This is a genomic window from Pseudoalteromonas sp. NCIMB 1079, from assembly GCF_040567695.1.
Lineage (GTDB): Bacteria > Pseudomonadota > Gammaproteobacteria > Enterobacterales > Alteromonadaceae > Pseudoalteromonas > Pseudoalteromonas distincta.
Genome location: NZ_JBEWZA010000001.1, coordinates 1,030,741 through 1,051,095, shown reverse-complemented (window position 1 = coordinate 1,051,095; position 20,355 = coordinate 1,030,741). Strand labels below are relative to the sequence as shown.

At 38.8% G+C, this 20,355-nt stretch carries 12 protein-coding genes and 6 tRNA genes; 5 read left to right on the top strand and 13 right to left on the bottom strand.

The window, feature by feature from the left end; translation table 11 throughout:
* Positions 1-80: 80 nt before the first annotated feature.
* From ABX891_RS04905 to ABX891_RS04865, 9 genes are all read right to left on the bottom strand, one after another.
* On the bottom strand, positions 81-3,164 hold the full coding sequence (locus ABX891_RS04905; RefSeq protein ID WP_354629007.1) for an efflux RND transporter permease subunit: 3,084 nt from the start codon (positions 3,162-3,164) through the stop codon (positions 81-83).
* The gene (locus tag ABX891_RS04900) at positions 3,161-4,477 is read right to left on the bottom strand and encodes an efflux RND transporter periplasmic adaptor subunit (RefSeq protein WP_007378385.1); all 1,317 of its coding nucleotides are present in this window, start codon (positions 4,475-4,477) and stop codon (positions 3,161-3,163) included. Before ABX891_RS04900 ends, ABX891_RS04905 begins: the two co-directional genes overlap by 4 nt.
* Positions 4,467-5,882: a TolC family protein gene (locus ABX891_RS04895; RefSeq protein ID WP_354629006.1), complete on the bottom strand. Its 1,416-nt coding sequence runs from the start codon at positions 5,880-5,882 to the stop codon at positions 4,467-4,469. Before ABX891_RS04895 ends, ABX891_RS04900 begins: the two co-directional genes overlap by 11 nt.
* A 322-nt stretch (positions 5,883-6,204) precedes the next feature.
* Positions 6,205-6,280 (bottom strand) — tRNA-Thr (locus ABX891_RS04890).
* A gap of 102 nt (positions 6,281-6,382) precedes the next feature.
* A tRNA-Phe gene (locus ABX891_RS04885) sits at positions 6,383-6,458 on the bottom strand.
* A gap of 132 nt (positions 6,459-6,590) precedes the next feature.
* A tRNA-Thr gene (locus tag ABX891_RS04880) sits at positions 6,591-6,666 on the bottom strand.
* Between the two features lie 57 nt (positions 6,667-6,723).
* Positions 6,724-6,799, bottom strand: a tRNA-Phe gene (locus tag ABX891_RS04875).
* Positions 6,800-6,850: 51 nt separating this feature from the next.
* Positions 6,851-6,926 (bottom strand) — tRNA-Thr (locus tag ABX891_RS04870).
* A 71-nt stretch (positions 6,927-6,997) separates the two neighbouring features.
* Positions 6,998-7,073, bottom strand: a tRNA-Phe gene (locus ABX891_RS04865).
* A gap of 331 nt (positions 7,074-7,404) precedes the next feature.
* Between ABX891_RS04865 and ABX891_RS04860 the strand changes: the two genes are divergently transcribed.
* Positions 7,405-10,182, top strand: coding sequence for a hybrid sensor histidine kinase/response regulator (locus ABX891_RS04860; RefSeq protein WP_354629005.1), 2,778 nt, complete (start codon positions 7,405-7,407; stop codon positions 10,180-10,182).
* A 35-nt stretch (positions 10,183-10,217) separates the two neighbouring features.
* Here ABX891_RS04860 and ABX891_RS04855 read toward each other — a convergent pair whose 3' ends face one another.
* The 3 genes from ABX891_RS04855 to mutY all read right to left on the bottom strand — a co-directional run bounded on the left by ABX891_RS04855 (position 10,218) and on the right by mutY (position 13,022).
* The gene (locus tag ABX891_RS04855; RefSeq protein WP_309167426.1) at positions 10,218-11,528 is read right to left on the bottom strand and encodes an IS4 family transposase; all 1,311 of its coding nucleotides are present in this window, start codon (positions 11,526-11,528) and stop codon (positions 10,218-10,220) included.
* A 124-nt stretch (positions 11,529-11,652) separates the two neighbouring features.
* Positions 11,653-11,925, bottom strand: a complete 273-nt coding sequence (locus ABX891_RS04850; RefSeq protein WP_002962543.1) for an oxidative damage protection protein — start codon at positions 11,923-11,925, stop codon at positions 11,653-11,655.
* 35 nt (positions 11,926-11,960) lie between these two features.
* Positions 11,961-13,022, bottom strand: coding sequence for an A/G-specific adenine glycosylase (mutY, locus tag ABX891_RS04845; RefSeq protein WP_354629004.1), 1,062 nt, complete (start codon positions 13,020-13,022; stop codon positions 11,961-11,963).
* 161 nt (positions 13,023-13,183) lie between these two features.
* On the opposite strand from mutY, the gene trmB reads away from it, so the two are divergent.
* The 4 genes from trmB to arcA all read left to right on the top strand — a co-directional run bounded on the left by trmB (position 13,184) and on the right by arcA (position 17,960).
* The gene (gene trmB / locus ABX891_RS04840) at positions 13,184-13,909 is read left to right on the top strand and encodes a tRNA (guanosine(46)-N7)-methyltransferase TrmB (protein WP_007582957.1); all 726 of its coding nucleotides are present in this window, start codon (positions 13,184-13,186) and stop codon (positions 13,907-13,909) included.
* 62 nt (positions 13,910-13,971) lie between these two features.
* The gene (locus ABX891_RS04835) at positions 13,972-14,997 is read left to right on the top strand and encodes a methyltransferase (protein ID WP_354629003.1); all 1,026 of its coding nucleotides are present in this window, start codon (positions 13,972-13,974) and stop codon (positions 14,995-14,997) included.
* 151 nt (positions 14,998-15,148) lie between these two features.
* Positions 15,149-16,753 (top strand): sensor histidine kinase, encoded by a 1,605-nt coding sequence (locus ABX891_RS04830; RefSeq protein WP_354629002.1) that lies wholly within the window; start codon positions 15,149-15,151, stop codon positions 16,751-16,753.
* 490 nt (positions 16,754-17,243) lie between these two features.
* Complete coding sequence (gene arcA, locus ABX891_RS04825; RefSeq protein WP_002962549.1) at positions 17,244-17,960, top strand: two-component system response regulator ArcA; 717 nt, start codon at positions 17,244-17,246, stop codon at positions 17,958-17,960.
* Positions 17,961-17,976: 16 nt separating this feature from the next.
* On the opposite strand, the gene arcB is transcribed toward arcA, so the two are convergent.
* On the bottom strand, positions 17,977-20,295 hold the full coding sequence (arcB, locus tag ABX891_RS04820) for an aerobic respiration two-component sensor histidine kinase ArcB (protein ID WP_165744108.1): 2,319 nt from the start codon (positions 20,293-20,295) through the stop codon (positions 17,977-17,979).
* Between the last annotated feature and the right edge of the window lie 60 nt (positions 20,296-20,355).

Sequence of the window (20,355 nt, the reverse complement as noted above, 5' to 3'; positions counted from 1 at the left end):
CATTATTTTTATAATTTTTGGCAAAAAAAAGCTGCAAGCAATTTCTTACTTACAGCTAAATTTTAAATGCTTACGCTTATTTACTTAAACCAACCTTGAAAGCGCTCCATCATCATGTAGTTTATTGGCACTAACAATAAAGTAATAAAGGTCGCAAAAATAATCCCAAACCCTAGACTTACCGCCATAGGTATTAAAAACTGCGCCTGAGTTGCTTTTTCAAATAATAACGGCATTAAGCCAATAAAGGTCGTTAAACTTGTTAGCATTACAGGGCGAAAACGCGATGCACCGGCAAGTTTAACTGCATCTAGTAATTTGCCGCCTTCACTGCGCTTTTTATTGATAAAATCAACTAGTACAAGGGAGTCATTTACTACCACCCCAGTTAGAGCGAGCATACCAAGCAAGCTCATAATGGTTAAATCCATGCCCATAATCCAATGCCCGACTACAGCACCTATCATGCCAAATGGAATTACACTCATTACTATAATTGGCTGTAAGTAAGATTTAAGCGGTATTGCTAATAGCGCATAAATTATGAAAAATACAAACACAAGCGCCCAAGCCAATGACCCAAACGACTCTCGCTGCTCTTTAGCCTCACCTTCTAGTTTATAATCTACTCCAGGGTATTGTTGCATTAACTCATCTAAATACTCCGTTAGGTCAGCCTGAAGTATGGTCATGTTGGTGTTATTTTTTTCGATATCCGCTGTTACATTTAAAGTACGGTAGCGGTCTATTCGGTTAATAGTTGACGGGCTTTGCCCTGCAGTAAGAGTTGCAACATGCAATAACGGCACCGAGCCACCAGTAGGTGTATTGATGAGTATATTTTGTAAATCGGCTACAGAGCGGCGCTCGTCTATGGGCAAGCGTACCATTACTCGTACATCATCACGCCCGCGCTGAATACGTTGGACTTGCGAGCCAAAGAACGAATTACGCACTTGACCTGCAACATTGACTCTATTTAATCCCAGCGCTAAGCCTTGCTGCGTAAGCTCTATTTGTAACTCTTCTTTACCATCAGACATGCTATCGGCAATATCAAATACCGTTGGGTAGGTCGATAAACGGGTTTTAATGTGATCAGCCACGTCTTGTAAAATAGTCAACGAAGTCCCGCTAAGCTGAACATCAATTGGGTCAGAACTTCGGCCAATTTCAGCTCTAAATGTTAAGCTTTCAGCACCTGGAATGACACCAATTAAATCGCGCCATTCGCTGGCAAGCTCTCTTGATCCTATGTCTGATTCACGCTTTTCAGCCGGTGTTATTTCAAAGCGTACAGAACCTGAATTAGATACACCACCGCGCCCACCTGTTGTGGCTAATATATTTAAAATAACGCTTTCACCTGTATCTGGGTCGCGGTATTTTTCTTGTAATTGCTGCGCCTTTTGCGACATATCAATTACGTATTTATTAGTGACTTCAAACGGCGTACCTGTTGGTAGTGTTAAGTTAACGCGGACTGTTTCGCTTGGTATACGCGGGAAAAATACAAACTTAGTCCAACCACTAGTGATCATGGTTAAAATTATTATAAACACACCAACAAACAAACTTACCGAAGCCAATTTATGGCGAAGTGCTAAATTTAAAGTTGGTTGGTAATATTTTAAAATCGCGTTTTCAAATCCATCTGCAAAACGCTGTTGAATAACATCAAACTTTGAAGGTTCGCCTTTTTCGTGGCGTAGTTTTATATATTTTAAATGTGCGGGTAGTACAAATTTAGATTCAATCAATGAAAACAATAATACCGGAATAACCACTACCGGTATTTGTGCAAACAAAGCACCGCGTGCCCCTTCAATAAAGGCCAAAGGTAGAAAGGCGGCAACGGTAGTTAATACACCAAATGTTACTGGTGTTGCAACTTCTTGAGTACCTAAAATTGCGGCCTGCTCCCCCGACTTAGCTGTTTTTAAATGGGTATAGACATTTTCGCCAGTAACTATGGCGTCATCAACAACAATCCCAAGTACTAATATAAAGCCAAATAAACTCATAATATTAAGGGTTACGCCAAATATAGGCATCGCTATAAACGCGCCCATAAACGATACCGGAATACCAATAAATACCCAAAATGCAATTGCAGGTCGTAAAAACAAAGTAAGTAAAGCAAGTACTAAAATACCGCCTTGTAGGGCATTGGTCGTTAGTGTGGCAATTCGACTTTTAACCAGCTCCGAATCATCATCCCAGTAACTTAGTTCAAATCCTTGTGGAAGGGAGCTTTGTTGCTCTTTTATGTAATTTTTAACTTCGTCAGCAACAGTAATCGCACTTTGTGGACCAATTCGATATACGTCGATAAATGCAGCCTGCTTACCATTAAAGCGAGTACGTACTGGGGTTTCTTCAAAATCGTCTTTAATTATTGCAATATCGCCTAAACGAATAATCGTGCCGTCAGCTTGGTTTTTAACAACAATATTGGCAAATTCATCTTTACGATATGCTTGCCCTTTAGAGCTTATAAGTACGTCCCCACCTTCAGTTTTTAAGTTACCAGCAGAAATATCAGAGCTTGAATTAGCAATGGCACTCGATATTTGTGCAAGGCTTAAATCGTACTGGCGAAGAACGTCTTGGCTTACTTCAATGGCAATTTCGTAATCACGAACACCACTTAGCTCTACCTGCGTCACATTTGGTAAACGTAAAATTTGATCGCGTACTGTTTCTGCGTATTCACGGGTTTCTTTTTCGCCGTAATCACTTGATACGGTAACCGCGATAACTTCGCGAATTCGTTCCGCAAGCGCGACTATTGGCTTTTCAGCATCCGCTGGAAAGGTATTAATTGCATCTACACGACTTTTAATATCAGCTAAAAGCTCACGCGGGTCGTAGCCCGTTTCAACTTCTATTGTTACAGAGCCTGAGCCTTCAGAAGAGCGGCTAAATATTTGCTTAATACCTTCTAAATCTTGTACGGCTTCTTCTATACGAATTGTTACGCCTTGCTCTACATCCTCTGGTGTTGAGCCGCGCAAACTTACGTTCACGCTTATCATGTCGGTTTCGAATGAAGGGAATACTTCAAGCGGTATTTTAGTCGATAAACTAAAAAGCCCCGACAGCAGCAACGTTACTAGCAATAAGTTAGCAGCAACATGGTTTTTGGCAAACCAAGCTATCATGGCTTATCTCCTTGCTTTGCTGGACGGCGTTTTTTTAACTCTTCAACACTAATACCAAGCTCTTTTGCTTTTTGTTCAAGTTGCTCAGCTGTAGGGCGCTTTCCTTTACCTTGCCCATTCGCTCCACGGCTTTTAGGTTGATCTGCGCTTTGTTCACCTAAAATACTTACTTGAGTTCCTGAACTTACTTGGCCAAGTGGAGTAATAACAAGTTTATCATTTGCGTTTAAACCGGTTTTTATCATCGCCTGAGTCGCATTTTGCCAAGCTAGTGTGATGTCTTTGCGCTTAAGTACGCCACCTTCAACAATGTAAACGTACGTTCCTTGATAAATTGTACTGTTAGGAATTATAAGTGCGTTAGATACTGTTCTGCCGGTAATTTGCGCTTTTATATACTGCCCAATTTTTATTGGGTACTGGTTATTTGCTGTTGCTTTATACGGGTCATTAATTTTAGCAACTACATAAAGCTGCTGTGCGCCTTCATCTATAGCACCTTCTGTGCGTGCTAATTGCCCTTGCCACGTTTGCTCACCTACTAAGTCAGAAGTAAATTTAACAATTGAACCCGCTTGGTTTTTAGCACCATCGCGATACTGCTCTGGTAAATTTACAAATGGGAGATCTTTATTTTTAATTGGTAGGCGAATCTCAACGCTATCGATTGCGTAAATGGTGGCTAGCTGTGTGTTGTTAGTAACAACTTGCCCTAAATCAACACTGCGGCTGAGTATACGCCCCGCATATGGCGCCGTTACTTTAGTGCGCTCTAAATCAAGCATCGCTTTTTCAAGTGCTGCCTGCGCCGATAAAACCTCAGCTTCAGCGGCTGCTAGTTGTGGCTCACGTAGTACTAAGCTGCTTGCCTGATTTGAGCCGCCAAGGCGCTTCCAATCGGTAATAGCTTGTTGCCCACGCGCCTTCTCTTCTAGCAAACCTTGCTCTGCGGTTAATAAATTGGCTTGAGCAGATTTAACTTCAGCCTGATGATCTCTGTCGTCTAGTTTTAAAAGTACATCGCCTTTTTCAAAAAAACCGCCTTCTCTAAAGTCATCACTTACTTCAATTATTTGTCCTGATGCCTGAGCCACTAACAAGCTTTGTGTACGTGGTTTTACAGTACCGTAGCTGTCTATCATCACTTGATAATTTTGTGGTTTTAGCTCAAGCGCAGCCACACTTATTGATGCCTTAGGAGGTGTCCCAAAGCGTTTAGCCTCAGGCGTGTTATTTTTAATAAACATAACAATTAAAATAGTGGCAACTATAACCACCGCTGGAATAATAATTTTTGCTGTTTTAGTTTTCATCGTTATTGCTCTTTAGTTCACTTGAGGGCTTTGCAAAATCACCACCAAGGGCAATGTGTAAGTTAATTCTATTGGCTATTAATTGGTTTTTAATATCGATTAAGGAGCTTTGCGCATCGAAAGAGCGATCTTGGGCATCAAGCACTGTCGTGTAAGTTACCAAGCCACTTTGATACTGCTCAAACGACAATTGCTCTGCAGCAAGTGCGTTTTCTTGCGCTTCAAGAGTACTGCTGTATTGCGCTTTAAGGGAGTGCTGCTGCGAAATTGCATTTTCAACATCACCAAATGCGTCATAAAGCGTTTGCAAATAAAGCTGCTCTTGCTTTTGAGTGTTAAGACGCGCTATTTCTTCGTTGGCTTTTAAGCGCCCACCTTCAAAAAGTGGCGCTGAAATACTACCTAACAAAGACCATGCAAGGCTTGATGGAGAAAACAAGTCGCTTACTCTGTCTGTACTATCACTTAATGAAGCTGTTAAATCTAAACTTGGAAAGCGTTGTTTGTGCGCATATGCCAATGATGCGTCGGCTGCTAAAAGCTCATACCAACTTGCACGTAGAGTAGGTTTTCGCGTTATAAGTTCAGAAGGTAATCCTAGAGGAATATCGGTATTAATAACAGGTAAGTCACTACTAGCAGTAATAGCGCCTTTTGGGTATTCACCAAGTAAACGCTCAAGTACACGTGCTGATGCCGATAAACTCGCTGTTTGAGTGGCAATGCGAGAGCGTTCATTATTAAGCTCATTACGCGCTAAATACACATCGAGCGCTTCGTTTATGCCTTGGCGATAGCCAGCTTCAATAATATCGAGATTTTGTTGTGAGTTGGCTTCGCGACGCTTAAATAAGTCCAGTAATTGCTGCGCCGTAACCACATCAAACCAACCTGTTACCACATCTGCAACGAGTTGCTGTTTAGCTTGCTCAAATCGTGCCTGCTGGGCTAAATAGTTAAGATTAGCTTCGCGCTTTGAATCCGAAAGCTTACCCCATAAATCAACCTCGTAAGTTAAGTTTAAACTAGCTGAGCTTGCGTTGGCGTAACTTACAGGGCGGTTGTCTTTACTACGGCTTGTACGTGTTGATAAATCGAGGCTTGGCCAAAGTGCAGCGCCCGAGACTATAAGTTGCTGCTTTTGAATTTCAACATCATAACTCGTTTGCAAAAGCTGTTGGTTGTTTTTAAGTGCTTGTTGTACAAATTTATTAAGCGTAGGATTTTGTAATTGTGTAAGCCATTGCTCTTGTATTTTTAATACTGAGCTTGATGCTTCTTGCTGCCATTGCTGAGGCATATTATTAGGGACTTGCATGCGCTGAGACGAGTTTAAATCACTCGCACAGCCGCTCAGCAGCATCACACTAATTGCCAGTAGGGTTGGCTTGCATTGCCAAATCATAATTAAACCTAAATTACTGCTATTTATGAACGTAATTCAAGCACTTTGGCAAATTTTGCTCAACTTACTTTACATAACATTACATAGCTAGCGATGAATTAACATAATAGCCAGTTATACGGTAAAAATGAGTAAATGATCAGCAATTTTTAATACTAAAATTAACTTTTTGTAATGTGTTTAAGAGATTAACTATACAAAAACAAAAAAGCCCCGCTATAAGCAAGGCTTTTAAATAAATGGTGCCGACTAACAAAGTCGAGCGGGTAACTTATACAGACTACAGATCACAAGTCAGTTGCTTCAAGTTACCTAAAATAAATGGTGCCGACTAACCGAGTCGAACGGTTGACCTACTGATTACAAGTCAGTTGCTCTACCAGCTGAGCTAAGTCGGCACACAAAACTGTGTGCTAAGGCACGTTCAATTTTAAAGATTGAGAACTTTTATAAAGCACTTAAAATAAAAAAACCTTGCATAAGCAAGGCTTTTCAATAAATGGTGCCTCGACGCGGAATCGAACCACGGACACGAGGATTTTCAATCCTCTGCTCTACCGACTGAGCTATCGAGGCACATAAACTGTGCTAGTTACCGATTAATAAAATTAACCTTTAACTTCATAAATGGTGCCGACTAACCGAGTCGACAGGTAATTTGAACAGACTACTGATTACAGTTTTTCTTTTCAAACTACTTTAAATAAATGGTGCCGACTAACCGAGTCGAACGGTTGACCTACTGATTACAAGTCAGTTGCTCTACCAGCTGAGCTAAGTCGGCACACAAAACTGTGTGCTAAGGCACGTTCAATTTTAAAGATTGAGAACTTAAAGTAAATGGTGCCTCGACGCGGAATCGAACCACGGACACGAGGATTTTCAATCCTCTGCTCTACCGACTGAGCTATCGAGGCACATAAACTGTGCTAATTAATTGTGATACTTTACAATTAACTTTATATAAATGGTGCCGACTAACCGAGTCGAACGGTTGACCTACTGATTACAAGTCAGTTGCTCTACCAGCTGAGCTAAGTCGGCACACAAAACTGTGTGCTAAGGCACGCGTAATAATGTTTAAACTGTTGATTAAACACCACTACTTTAATAAATGGTGCCTCGACCCGGAATCGAACCAGGGACACGAGGATTTTCAATCCTCTGCTCTACCAACTGAGCTATCGAGGCACTTAAACAGTGCTAATTAAAAATCTTAAAGTATTTTTAATGCAATTCCCACTCATCTCTACCGACTGAGCTATCTGGGCGTGCGGCGTATTAAACGAGTTTTGCCCTTACAAGTCAACTTTTTTTTTATTCTTTATAACTGTTTGAACGGTTTTCAGACAACTCAGTGTATTTTTTATTAATAACGTTCATTTTTACCACAAATCGAACTATAAATATAAATAAATCAGACTAAAACCGTAGTGAATTATTTTTTGTAAATGTTACGATTAGCTTAGATACGTACGATAGGGACTTATCGTAGTAAAATCACATCAATTGGAAACAATCAATGCAGAGTAAATTTTCATCGCCAGTCAAAGGCTTATTACCTCTTTTTTTAATCATAAATATTGCAGTAACAGCGCTTGCTATTATTGCCCACTCATTTTATTCACAAACTGAAGTTAAGACAGCCCAACCTGCATCATCTGTTAATATTGTAACGCTTGCCGATAGATTAGACTTACCTATGGTTGATGCATTAACTATGTATGGTCAAGGTAAAATAAGGCAGTTACTTGATTTAACGTCGTTATTAGATGATGACTTTGAATATACTCTATATCGCTTCAATCCAACATCAGGTACTCAATTGGTATATAGCAGTAGTAAACCTGCTATCGCTTCAATTAAAACTGAAAAGCATCTAGTAGAAGAAGGCATCCTACACCACTTACTGCTGTTAAACGATCAACCTATTGGCGAGCTTATTATTAAGCAAAACCTACCAACCGCTCCTTTAAGCGCTCAAAACTCTCAAGTTATTGCCTACATTATTGCTATAGCAAGCGTAGCTGCATTATTTATATTTACTTTAATGTTTAATATGTACATTAATAGTCGCTTACGAAAAAGTACTGACACTCTTACACAAGAGCTGCAGGCAATCACCGAAAATGCTAATTACAATAGTAGTGTTGATGAGCAGCTTGATATTGGTTTAGGTGTAGTGGCAAAAAACATTAACTTACTGCTACAAAAAGTACAGACTGCGATGAGTGAGAATGACGCCGCACAAAAAGAGCTTTATAAATTACAAAATGGCCTAGAAGCCGAAGTGCAAAATCGTACTATAGCGCTTGAGCAAGCCACATTAAAAGCAGAGCGAGCAAGCGAAACAAAAACGACCTTTTTAGCCACAATGAGCCACGAAATAAGAACACCGATGAATGGTGTTATAGGCACTATTGATTTACTGCGCCAGACAGAACTTGATGGCGCTCAACATCGTTTAAGTACAATTATTCGTGAATCAGCATTTTCGTTATTGAGCATTTTGGATGATATCTTAGATTTTTCTAAAATTGAGGCTGGAAAGCTAAATATTGACCCGATCCCATTTTCGGTAACCGATACCATTGAAGAAGTTGCTCGAGTGCTCTCATCAGTTGCTAAAAAACGTGAGCTTGATTTAGAACTAGCAATAGCACCAGATATTCCAGTCAATCTTACTGGTGATAGTGTGCGTGTACGTCAGGTGCTTTATAACCTATGTAGCAACGCAATTAAATTCACTAGCACTGATGAAAAAACCCAAGGCCATGTAAAAATATCAGCAGAGGTGGTTCATAATACGACTGATCACTTTACCTTACGCTTTTGCGTAACTGATAACGGTAAAGGCATGTCGCAGGCGCAACTTCGCGAAATATTTAATCCATTTATTCAAGCCGAAAACTCAATTACCCGAGAATATGGTGGCACCGGTTTAGGTCTTTCTATTTGTAAAAGCTTAACTGAGCTTATGCTAGGTACTATTCATGTAACTAGTCATACGGGAATTGGCAGTGAGTTTACAGTAGAGCTGCCCTTTAGCACATCGGGTAAAATTAAGTACGCACATAAAGGTGCATTAAATGGCAAGAAAATTGTTGTAGTTAGTAATCACCTAGAACGTGAAAAAACAATGTACCGTTATTTATCGTTCATGGGCGCTAAAATAATTTATGCACACACAGAAGAAGAAATTGAAGAGCACCAGCATTCACAAGATATTATTTGGGTGGCTGATGGCATAGACAATATGGATAAAACTAATGCGCTGCTAAGACGCTTATTTTATTCATTAGAGGATTATAACCAACAAGTTGTAGTACTAAGTAAGCTTGATGAAGCAGCTATAAATCATAAAAACATTTTTTATATTAATGCTTCTCCTCTATGTAAATCTAACTTTATGCTTTCTATATTGGTGGCTGCAGGGTTACATACACCTAAGCAAATTAAAAAAACCAAAACACTTAATAACTATTTAAATGTTGAGCAGGCACGTAATTCAAACAAATTGGTTTTACTTGTTGAAGATAACCTTCTAAACCAACAAGTCCTCACCAATCAACTACATATACTGGGCTTTGGCGTTGAAATAGCGAACAACGGTGAAGAAGGCCTAGATATGTGGAGAAAAGGTGATTACTCACTTATTTTAACCGACTTACACATGCCTAAAATGTCGGGTTACGATATGGTCGAAAAAATCCGTAATGAAGCAGAGCTATTAGAATCGATTGATGCACAACCTTACATTATTGCTGTAACAGCAAACGCACTTAAAGGCGAAAAAGAGCGCTGTTTAGCAGTAGGTATTAACGACTTCATTACCAAACCTATAGAGCTGAACGCGTTAGAAGAAACTCTAAAACGTTGGAGCGATAAACAAAGCCAAAACCCAAATGTAGTTATCCATCAAACTATGGCACTACCTATTGATATGGAAGCTGTTGCTAAATATGTAAACGGTGATGACGCTAAGCAAATTCGTTTTTTCAAAATGTATTTAGAACAAAGCCAAGGCTTAATTAAGAGTATTAATTCCGGCGTTATGGTTAACGATTTAAATGAGATTATTGAAGGGTGTCATCAATTAAAATCGATCTCCAAGACAATTGGTGCCCAAACGGTGGCAGAACTTTCAAGTGCATTTGAAGATAAATGTAAAGAAGGTGAACTCACAACCGATGAATTAATAGAGTTAAGAGATAAGCTGGAAATTGAATACTCTAAAGCTGCTCAATTTTTAAAGGAACAAATTAAAATATCTGAGCAAGAAGATGAGTTAAATGAATAAATAAACATAAAAAAGGGCTTAATAGCTAATGCCGTTCACTTAAGGTGAGCGGCTTTTTTATTTCTAGCGTACCGCTGTGGTCTTGGCTTGACTGCACGAGGAAAACCTCGATCCCTTCGAGGCTCTAGAATTAGGCTTTCTGCCATCGCATAAAAGTATTTTAATTGACGTGGTATGGCTCCAGGTGTTGAATAAGGTAATCCAACAAGCAACCTCATTATTTGAGCTAAACTACCATTGAAACTCAGTTGGTACGGTAAATAATCACCTTTTAATGTGTGGCACATTTTTACCATCTGATATCGCACCATATTATAAGTAAGCAACACTCCCCACAGCTCTTGCTTTACAAGCGCTGGTAAGCGACTTCTTAATGTTAATCGATTGCCCAGCATATATTGCTTTTGTTCCCGATAACCAAGCTCTATCTCCCAGCGGTGACTGTACAAATCACCTATATCGGCTGATAGATATCGCATCGGATCTGTCATAGATGTCATCACACTATATGATTTCCCCTTTATTTTTCGAGTCACTAACCTCGCGATTAAGGTGTTAGGCAGCGTTGGCCACATCTTTCTTGCTCTTGGGTTGCTGCTAAGTTGGACTAATTTATCATTACGCCCTAATGTTTGAATAACTTCATATTGCACATTTTTTTTCAGGGGGATTAGCCAATGGCGTTCACTGCCAGTTGTTTGCCATTTATGTAAAAGCCCTAAAGAATAGAAACCTTTGTCGAATAAAGTGAGACTGTTATCGGGTGTGGTTTCTATAAGCTTTTCAGCCAGCACCATTTCATTGACCTTGTAATCATCAAAAGCACTCCCCGTGATTAGGTGGCTGCTTAGCTCCATTTGACACACCATTCTGACCTGTGGGTATTGTGTATTAGTCGGTTTTGTAAAGGCTTCATTGTTTTGGGGTGAGTCATCCGTACGCCAAACGACACCATCGACACCAAGCAAGGTAAGCCCATTCCAATGAGGATGATTAGCGTCATTATTCCAATGCCTTTGGGTGCATTCAAATAAGGCTTTCATGGCGGCTTCACCTAGGTTTTTACGACGCTGAGTTAAAGCGCTTGGCGCAACAAATGGCTTACCATCGCGGTCAACAATGTCGAGCATATTAACGACATCGGCCATCGATTTGTCATTATAAATAACCATCCCGATCAACAACCAAGCCATCGATTCTAGGGTTAGTTTTCTTTTTCGTAGTGTAACGGTTTCGGTCAGTGCATAGGCTTCTTCGATAAGAGATAAAGGGAGTAAGTCTGCGAGTGTTTCAACGTCATTAGGTTTGATGTTGTTAATAATATCGAGAGCATTAGAAAGTTGCATAAAAAAATCCGAATTCTACAAAAGAATTCGGATTCTTACATACCTAGAAGATCGTTCAAGTGCTATTAACTAATTCTTAAATGATCGGCATTAGGGCTTAATAGCCCTTTTTTTATTTAAAACATTACTTTTCAGGCGGTCGATAACCTTCAATTTCTACATCTTTATTTTCAAACAAAAAACCAACCATTTGCTCTTCTAAAAATGTGCGGTGTTCTGGGTCCATCATATTTAAATGCTTTTCGTTAATAAGCATTGTTTGTTTATGTTGCCACTGAGCCCACGCTTCTTTAGAGATGTTATTAAAAATCTTTTCACCAATTTCACCAGGGTATAACTGAAAGCCAAGCCCTTCGGCTTCTTTTTGTAACTTTTGACAAAATACTGTACGTGCCATGATTGATTCTCTCTAACGCTAAATATGGGGCTATTCTATACTATTGCTGTAATTTGTTTAACCAACTTTTTAGTTGGTGCTGCTAGGCCAACCTCTATTGATTGATCAAGCGGATACCAGATTAATTGCTTATCGTTTACCACATCAGGAGTTTTCTTAACATTGAGCACATGCGGGTTAATCCTCAGCTCAAAATGTGAAAACACATGAATAAACGCTTCAAGCTCTACTAAACTAGCCTCTAGGCCTTGCTGAGCTAAAAATATTTGAAGCTCTTCGTACTCATTAAATTCAAAAAAGCCAAACAATCCGCCCCAAATACCGCTGTTAGGACGTTTTTCCATAAGCACTTTATCACCACACTGAATAATTAACTGATGACAACTCTTTTTAGGAACTGCTTTTTTAGGTTTTGAATGTGGAAACTCTTTTACTTTACCTGTATTAAAAGCACCACAGCCTGAGTTTAATGGGCAAGCCTCGCAATCAAACCGGCTGCGTGAGCAAACGCTAGACCCTAAATCCATCATAGCTTGATTAAACTCAGTAACATTATCTTTAGGCGTTAACTGCTCTGATAAATGCCAAAGCTGGTTTTCGACTTTTTTAACGCCGTACCAGCCCTCAATCATAAAATAGCGCGCTAAAACTCGCTTCACGTTCCCATCTAAAATAGGGTGATGCTGCCCAAGCGACAATGATAAAACAGCCCCTGCAGTAGAGCGCCCTATTCCAGGTAAATCCATTACTTCATCGAGTGTTTTCGGAAACTCACCTTGGTATTTGTCACGCACTATTTTAGCTGTTTTGTGTAAGTTACGCGCACGAGCGTAATACCCTAAGCCGGTCCAGTGATGCAGTACTAAATCTTCATCCGCATCAGCTAAAGCGATAATATCTGGAAAGCTTTGCATAAACTTTTCAAAGTATGGAATAACAGTAATAACTTGGGTTTGCTGCAACATCACTTCAGACACCCACACTTTATAAGGTGTTTTACCTAGCTGCCACGGGAGTGTTTTACGCCCATGAAGGTGATACCAATCAACAACTTGATTAGAAAACCAGTGTGACTGTTCTTTATTTAAATCCAACATTTTTAACTTTTACTGATGCCCAATGGCGGCTCAGTCTATTGCAGTTAACAAAAAGATCAAGCTATACGGGGTGTAAAACCAGCTAATACTTGTGATTGCGGCCTCGGTCAGGGATAATATGCAACCATTTTTAAACACATTGTTTTTGTCAGGCCAATAATATGAGTGAATCAAGCAACACTAACCTTGAGCAAGCTAAGCAAGAAGGTAAATACATCCGCACCATTCGCAGTTTTGTAAAACGCGAAGGTCGATTAACCAAAGGCCAAGCCGCTGCAATCGAAAAATGCTGGCCAACAATGGGCCTAGAGCATAAAAACGGTATGCTTGATTTAAGCGAAGTTTTTGGCAACAACAACGATGTAGTAGTAGAAATTGGTTTTGGTATGGGTAAGTCGCTTGTCGAAATGGCAACAAATGCCCCTCACCTAAACTTTATCGGTATTGAAGTACATCGCCCTGGCGTTGGTGCTTGTTTAATGGATGCCGATGAAGCAGGCATTACCAACTTACGTATTTTTGAACACGATGCAGTTGAAGTACTTGCAGATTGCATACCTAATGAAAGCTTAACAACACTACAACTATTTTTCCCTGACCCTTGGCATAAAAAGCGTCACCACAAACGCCGTATTGTACAAACTGAGTTTGTTGAAAAGCTAAGAGCCCAACTTAAAATGGGTGGCGTTTTTCATATGGCAACAGACTGGGAAAACTACGCAGAGCACATGCTCGAAGTAATGAATGTAGCTCCTGGTTTTAAAAACCAATCAGAAACAAATGATTATGTTCCACGTCCAGATTTACGCCCGCTTACTAAGTTTGAGCAGCGCGGACATCGCCTAGGTCATGGCGTGTGGGATTTAATGTTTGAGCGCACAGAATAATTAAATTTAATTATTCACTTTTACTTTTATAAAACTAAATATACTGTAAGGCAAAGCCATTTATGAGCGTACTAACCAACCCAAGTTTACTGTTACTTCGTAATAGCGAGGCACTAACGGGAAAATCTATCTTGGTGGTCAACTTTGTTCAAGATGGCTTTTTAACAGAGCTTAAAAGACTTAATCCGCAAAGCAAAGTAACTGCGTTTAGCTACAACCATGCTAACGGAGAGTTTGCTAAAAACACCAAAGATGTTGATGTTCATGTAAGCCACACAATACCTGGTAACGACTACGATTTAGTTATTCTTTACTACCCTAAATCAAAACCAGAGTTATTAATGGCACTTGATAATATTCGATCTGCTATTACTGATGATGCCGAACTATTAGTAGTAGGTGAAAACAAAAGTGGTGTTAAGTCAATTGAAAAGCAATTAGCTGGTAAGGCTGAGTTTAGTAACAAGATTGATTCAGCTAAGCACTGCGTTCTTTACTCATTTGCTGAAATTTCTAAGCATCCTCATTTTGATATTACGACCTACCATAAAAAGTTTGTTGTTAATGTTGCCGACACTGAATTTACAGCTATTAGTGTTCCAGGAGTGTTTAATCACGGTAGTTTAGATATAGGAACGAAGGTTCTACTTGAAAACGCACCGACAATTAAGCAAGGTAGGGTTCTCGACTTTGGTTGTGGCGCAGGTTTAATAGCAACCTTTTTGGGGCTTCATAATCCAGCACTTGAGTTTGTGTGTAGTGATGTAAGTGCGCTGGCAACTTACGCAACACAGCAAACCCTAAAGCTTAACAACATCAATGGCGAAGCGATATTAAGTGACGGCCTTAAAAGCATTAATGGCAAGTTTGATTTAATTATTAGCAATCCACCTTTTCATACTGGTATTGCAACCGACTACACAGTAGCAGAAACATTTTTAGCTAATGCAAAACAGCATTTAACTAAACTAGGGAAGCTAAATATTGTTGCTAACAGCTTTTTAAAATACCCCCCTATTTTAGAAACGCAATTTGAAAGCTATCAAACTGTATTTAAGAACAATAAATTTGCTGTATATAGTAGCTAATTTAAATTAGTAAAATGATTGAGCACAAACGTGCTCAAGCTAACTTTCGAATAAATATAAGAATTAATTTAGTTATTTTCCTTCATTTTTCCACGTCTTTGCTAAACTAAAATTCTAAATAATTAAAATTAACTCAGGCGATAATGAAATAATGCCTAAAAAAGTTCATCAAAGTAGCATTCGAAAAGCACTCATTAATTTGATCATGCTTATTACAGCTATTTGCTTATCATTATCTATTTCTATCTCTACGTATTTAAGCGTGAAAGAACAAAAGCAATTAATAGTTAATAAGCTTGTTATTCTTTCTGAAATTGTAGCTTTTGATGCTGGGCCATCGGTAATTGAAGATGATCGTAAAACAGAAGAAAAACGGCTCAAGTCATTTGAAAAGATCCCTCTTGTAAAAAACATACATATTTACTCAATAGAAAAAGCATCCCAAAAGCCTGTTTTCTTTATTAGCTTTAATGCTAAAAAAACACCTCCTGTGCCACTGAGAATAGACAGTGTAGAAGAGCTAAAAACACCACGAATTACGAGTGACCATATTGAGTTAACCCGCCCTATTTACGATAACGAAAAAATAGTAGGCTATGTTTATATGCGAGGAAGCCTCGAAAGTTTAGAGGTTTATATTGAGAGAAAAATATTAATAGACGTGCTATTAACATTATTGATTCTGGTGGTTGTTTACTTTATTGCTATTAAAGTTCAACGACGCATAGCTAAGCCAATAGAACAATTAAGCATGTTATTGCAAGATGTATCTAAAAATCATAACTACGATGCACGAGCTCCCGTAACTGATGTAAAAGAAATAAGTGCTCTTTCAAATAGTTTAAATATCATGCTTACGCGCACCAAAAAGCAACTTGAGCGCCACGAAAAAGATAAGCAAGAAATCAAACAATTGAACCTAAGCCTTGAAGAAAAAGTAAGTCAGCGAACAATCGCCCTTAGAGAAGCAAATCAAGAGCTTTTGTCAACTCTTGAGCGGATGCATCAATACCAAACACAAATTGTTGAAAACGAAAAAATGGCATCTTTAGGGCAAATGGTTGCAGGTGTTGCCCATGAAGTTAACACACCAATAGGGCTAGGTATTACAGGTTCTACGTTACTTAGAGATAAACTAGCAGACATACAGCAAAGCTTTGATGACAAAAAACTAACCTCAAGCCATCTAAAACGCTTTATAGATGAAGGTATTGAAAACTTAGATTTAATTTACCGCAACTTAAATCGTGCAGCTGACCTTATATCTAACTTTAAAAAGGTAGCGGTTATTCAAGATGACGGTGTAAATACCTATATTAATGTGCACAAATTAATAAGTGATGTTTTAACGTCGATTCAATCTGAATTATTGCCCAAAAAGCCTGTTGTAACTATCAACTGTCCGACCGACTTGGCTATTCATAGTAAGTCTGAACCTCTACAACAAGTTTTTCAGCAGTTACTTATGAACTCTGTAATTCATGGATTTATAGGTAAAGAAAACAATGAAATTCGCTTTGACGTAGAACTCGTCGGGAAAAAATTAACAATCGTTTATTCTGACAATGGTCAGGGCGTTGACAAAAACATTAAAAATAGAATTTTTGACCCATTTGTAACTTCAAAGCGCGGGCAAGGCGCAAGTGGCTTAGGCATGCACTTAGTTTATAACCTAGTAACACAAGCACTTGGCGGAAGAGTGATGTTTGATCTTGAAGAAAAACGCGGTGCTCGCTTTATAATTACTATTCCTTAAATAAAGATCATTAAAAAGTGCATATATTTAAAATTTATCCTTGAATTAGCATTTAATGACCTCATTAATGAGGCATGTGATAAGTGCGTAACATTATTTAATTGCTTTAAATAAATATTATCAAGCGATTTATGAACTTTTTTATCTTTGCTGTATCACATACATTGATGAAAGGTTAAAAAGTGATATAGTTTTGCTTTGAATTAGTCTGATTATTTTAAGTACCTTGTTTGATTGAATGATATGTCAATTATCAAAGGAAAATGGCTTCGACTTTATGATTCAAATAGCTACATCCATGTATATATCAATTAAACAGTAGTTTTTGCACTGCCCTTTTTAGTAGACTTTGGACACCCTACTGTTTTATTTTTATCCAATTTGTTTTTTCCTTGTTAACAAATGGGTATAATCCTATAATCTCTAGTAATCGGTTATAAATTAGTCACCGATTTTTTATAAATAATATATTCCAAAAGGTTAATTAATAATGCAAACGCCAGTCATTCTAATCGTAGAAGATGAAGACGTAACTCGACTGAACCTAGTTAGTTTATTTGAAGCTGAAGGGTACAAAGTTATTGAAGCCATTGATGGCGATGATATGCATGACAAGCTTACAAATAACGATGACGTTAATCTTGTAGTTATGGATATCAACCTTCCTGGTAAAAACGGTCTTATTTTAGCCCGTGAATTACGCCAAAAGCGTAAAGTAGGTCTTATATTCCTAACTGGTCGTGACAACGATGTTGACCGTATTTTAGGTCTTGAAATTGGCGCAGATGACTACGTTACTAAACCGTTCAACCCGCGTGAATTAACTATCAGAGCTCGCAACCTTATTACTCGTACTGCCTTAGGTGGTGAAGAGTCAGCACTAGAAACAAATGGTGTTATTACGTTTAATGGTTGGGAACTTGATGAAAACAGCCGTTGTCTTACTTCTCCAAATGGCGACGCTAAGCGTTTACCTAAAGGTGAGTACAGAGCACTTCGTTTAATGCTTGATTCTCCAGGTCGCATTTTCAGCCGTGAGCAATTAATTAAGCATATGACAGGCCGTGAGCTTCGCGCAAATGACCGTACTGTTGACGTTACTATTCGTCGCATTCGTAAGCATTTTGAAAGTGATAACTCAACGTCTGAGTTAATCAGCACCATCCATGGTGAAGGTTACCGTTTCATTGGTAAAATTGACGCTTAATTAGAGCTAATTAGTTTCACTCTAATTGCTGTAAAAATAAATGAAGGGCTTTTTGTCCTTCATTTATTTTATCTGCCAGAATATCTAACCACTGCTTTAACACCTCATCAGATTCATCAATCGCACCATGTTCCATTATTTTGGCATGAAGCTGCACATCATTAAGACCTACTGAGCCAGCCGCACCTTTGAGTTTATGCGCTACTGATTCATACTCTTCTCTATCACCAGTATTTAATGAAGTAAGTAACTCTTGCTGATATTGTGGACTTAGCTTTTCGAATAGCTGACTACTGCGTCTAAACACAACTAAGCCCATCGAATTGACAAAGTCTTCTATTGTTTCCATATCTAATAAGTGTGCATCAATGCCTTTAAGGGCTTCTTCACTTACTTTTAACAGCGGCTCTGTGCATTCACTTTGCTTAATTCCAAATAAATCAGCCAGCATTTTATCAAGCTTCACTGTGTTAATTGGTTTAGCAAGCGCCCCTTGTATTGATATGCCTTCAAGCTCTTCTTCAGCACTACGAACATTGGCCGTAAGTGCCACGATAGGTAATTTATCAAAGTGACTATCTGAGCGTATTTGCTTGGCAACTACGTCACCATTTATATCAGGCAATTGCATATCAAGTAATACTAAATCTAAGTCATCTTCAGTTTCGACAAACGAGAGTGCATCTTCACCGGTTTCAGCCCACAACACCTCATGCCCGCGTTGCTCTAATAAGTTTGTAGCAATTTCGGCGTTAAGAGGTACATCTTCTACTAGTAAAATATACAAACCACGACCAACATAACTTTGCTCTGTTGGTGCTACACATAGACTAAGCGGTATTTGAACTGTAAAGCAACTTCCTTCGCCCTCAGTACTATTTACTGTAATTATCCCTTTCATCGCACTTACAAGTGCCTTAGTTACAGCCAAACCAATACCGGAACCTATTGCGTTAGTCCCTTTTAAATCTGGCGCTTTGTAATACATATCAAATATATGAGCAAGCTGCTCTGGCGGAATACCTTGGCCGGTATCCGATACTTTCATAACTAACCATGGGCCTTCAACTCTGTTTTCTCGGCTACATTCAAGTGTTACCTTTCCTTGCTGTGTAAACTTAACGGCGTTATTAATTAAATTCCAAACAACTTGGCGTAAGCGAGTTGGGTCGAGCTGTGCGTAAATATCCAGCACCCCATTGCGCTTAATATCAAACTCTAGCTCTTTTTGCTCCGCGATTAAGCCCGCAAAGTTAACAACGTCATTTATAAAGTCTGACACATTAATAGAGTTAGTCACTATATCGAGCTGATCTCTATCTATTTTGTCTAAATCAATAATATCGTTAAAAATATTGCCGAGCGTTTCAGCGCTCGAAAATATAGTATTACCCCAACTACGCTGCTGTTTGTTTAAGTCAGTATCAAGCAGCATTCGTGTTAAACCAACAATACCATTGAGCGGTGTACGTAGTTCATGGCTTAATGTGGCAATAAACTTACCTTTGTCTTTATAGGCCGTTTCGAGCGCTTGAGCGGCCTCCTTACGACTTGTGATATCACGACCAAAACCCAGTAGACCAATGTAATCACCTTCATCATTTATAAAAGGTAATTTACGCAGCTCAAACCAACGCGTTTCGCCATTTACTTCATAACCGACATCAATGGTCAGTGCTTTATGGCTTTGCTCTACTTCTTTATCGGTTTTCAAAACTTCAGATAAAAAGTGACTAGGAAATATTTGCTCAACCGTTTTGCCAATTAGTTCGCTACTTGATTTGCCCATTACTTCTTCAAACATTTTATTACAACCAGCAAACACGCCATTGTTATCGCGGTAATAAAATAAGTCAGGAGATGAATCAACTATTGAGCGCTGCAGCATGCTTTGTTGAGCAAGTTCTTGTTGTGTTTTTTTACGCTCAGCAATTTCTCGTCGTAGTTCTTCGATAGCGCGGTGCTTGGCATGAAATGCCATTTTACGCTCATCAATTTCGATGTTTAGACGGTTAATGTTATCTTTTAGGGTTTGATTTAAAAGCTTTTCTTGTTTGGTGGCGCTATCTAAATAAGCATATGAGGCATCTAGTTGTCGAATTGAATTAAGCAACACACTTATAATTAAAGGAGAAACCACAGCCGTAAAAAATACAACGGCTAAAATATCAACCAGGTGTAATTCGCCTATCGCCACATAATAAAACATGCTCGATAAAATAAGAGATACAGTTAAAAATAAAGTGTAACAAATAGCAGCGGTTTTAAATTCACCAAATCGCGTTATTGAGCTGGAAAGTACCCGAGCCCAAGGGCTCAAAGAATAATCGGTCATACGTAATTTTATCTCTTAGCTGTGTACTTAATATAAAGAAGGCAATGCGTATGTATAAAC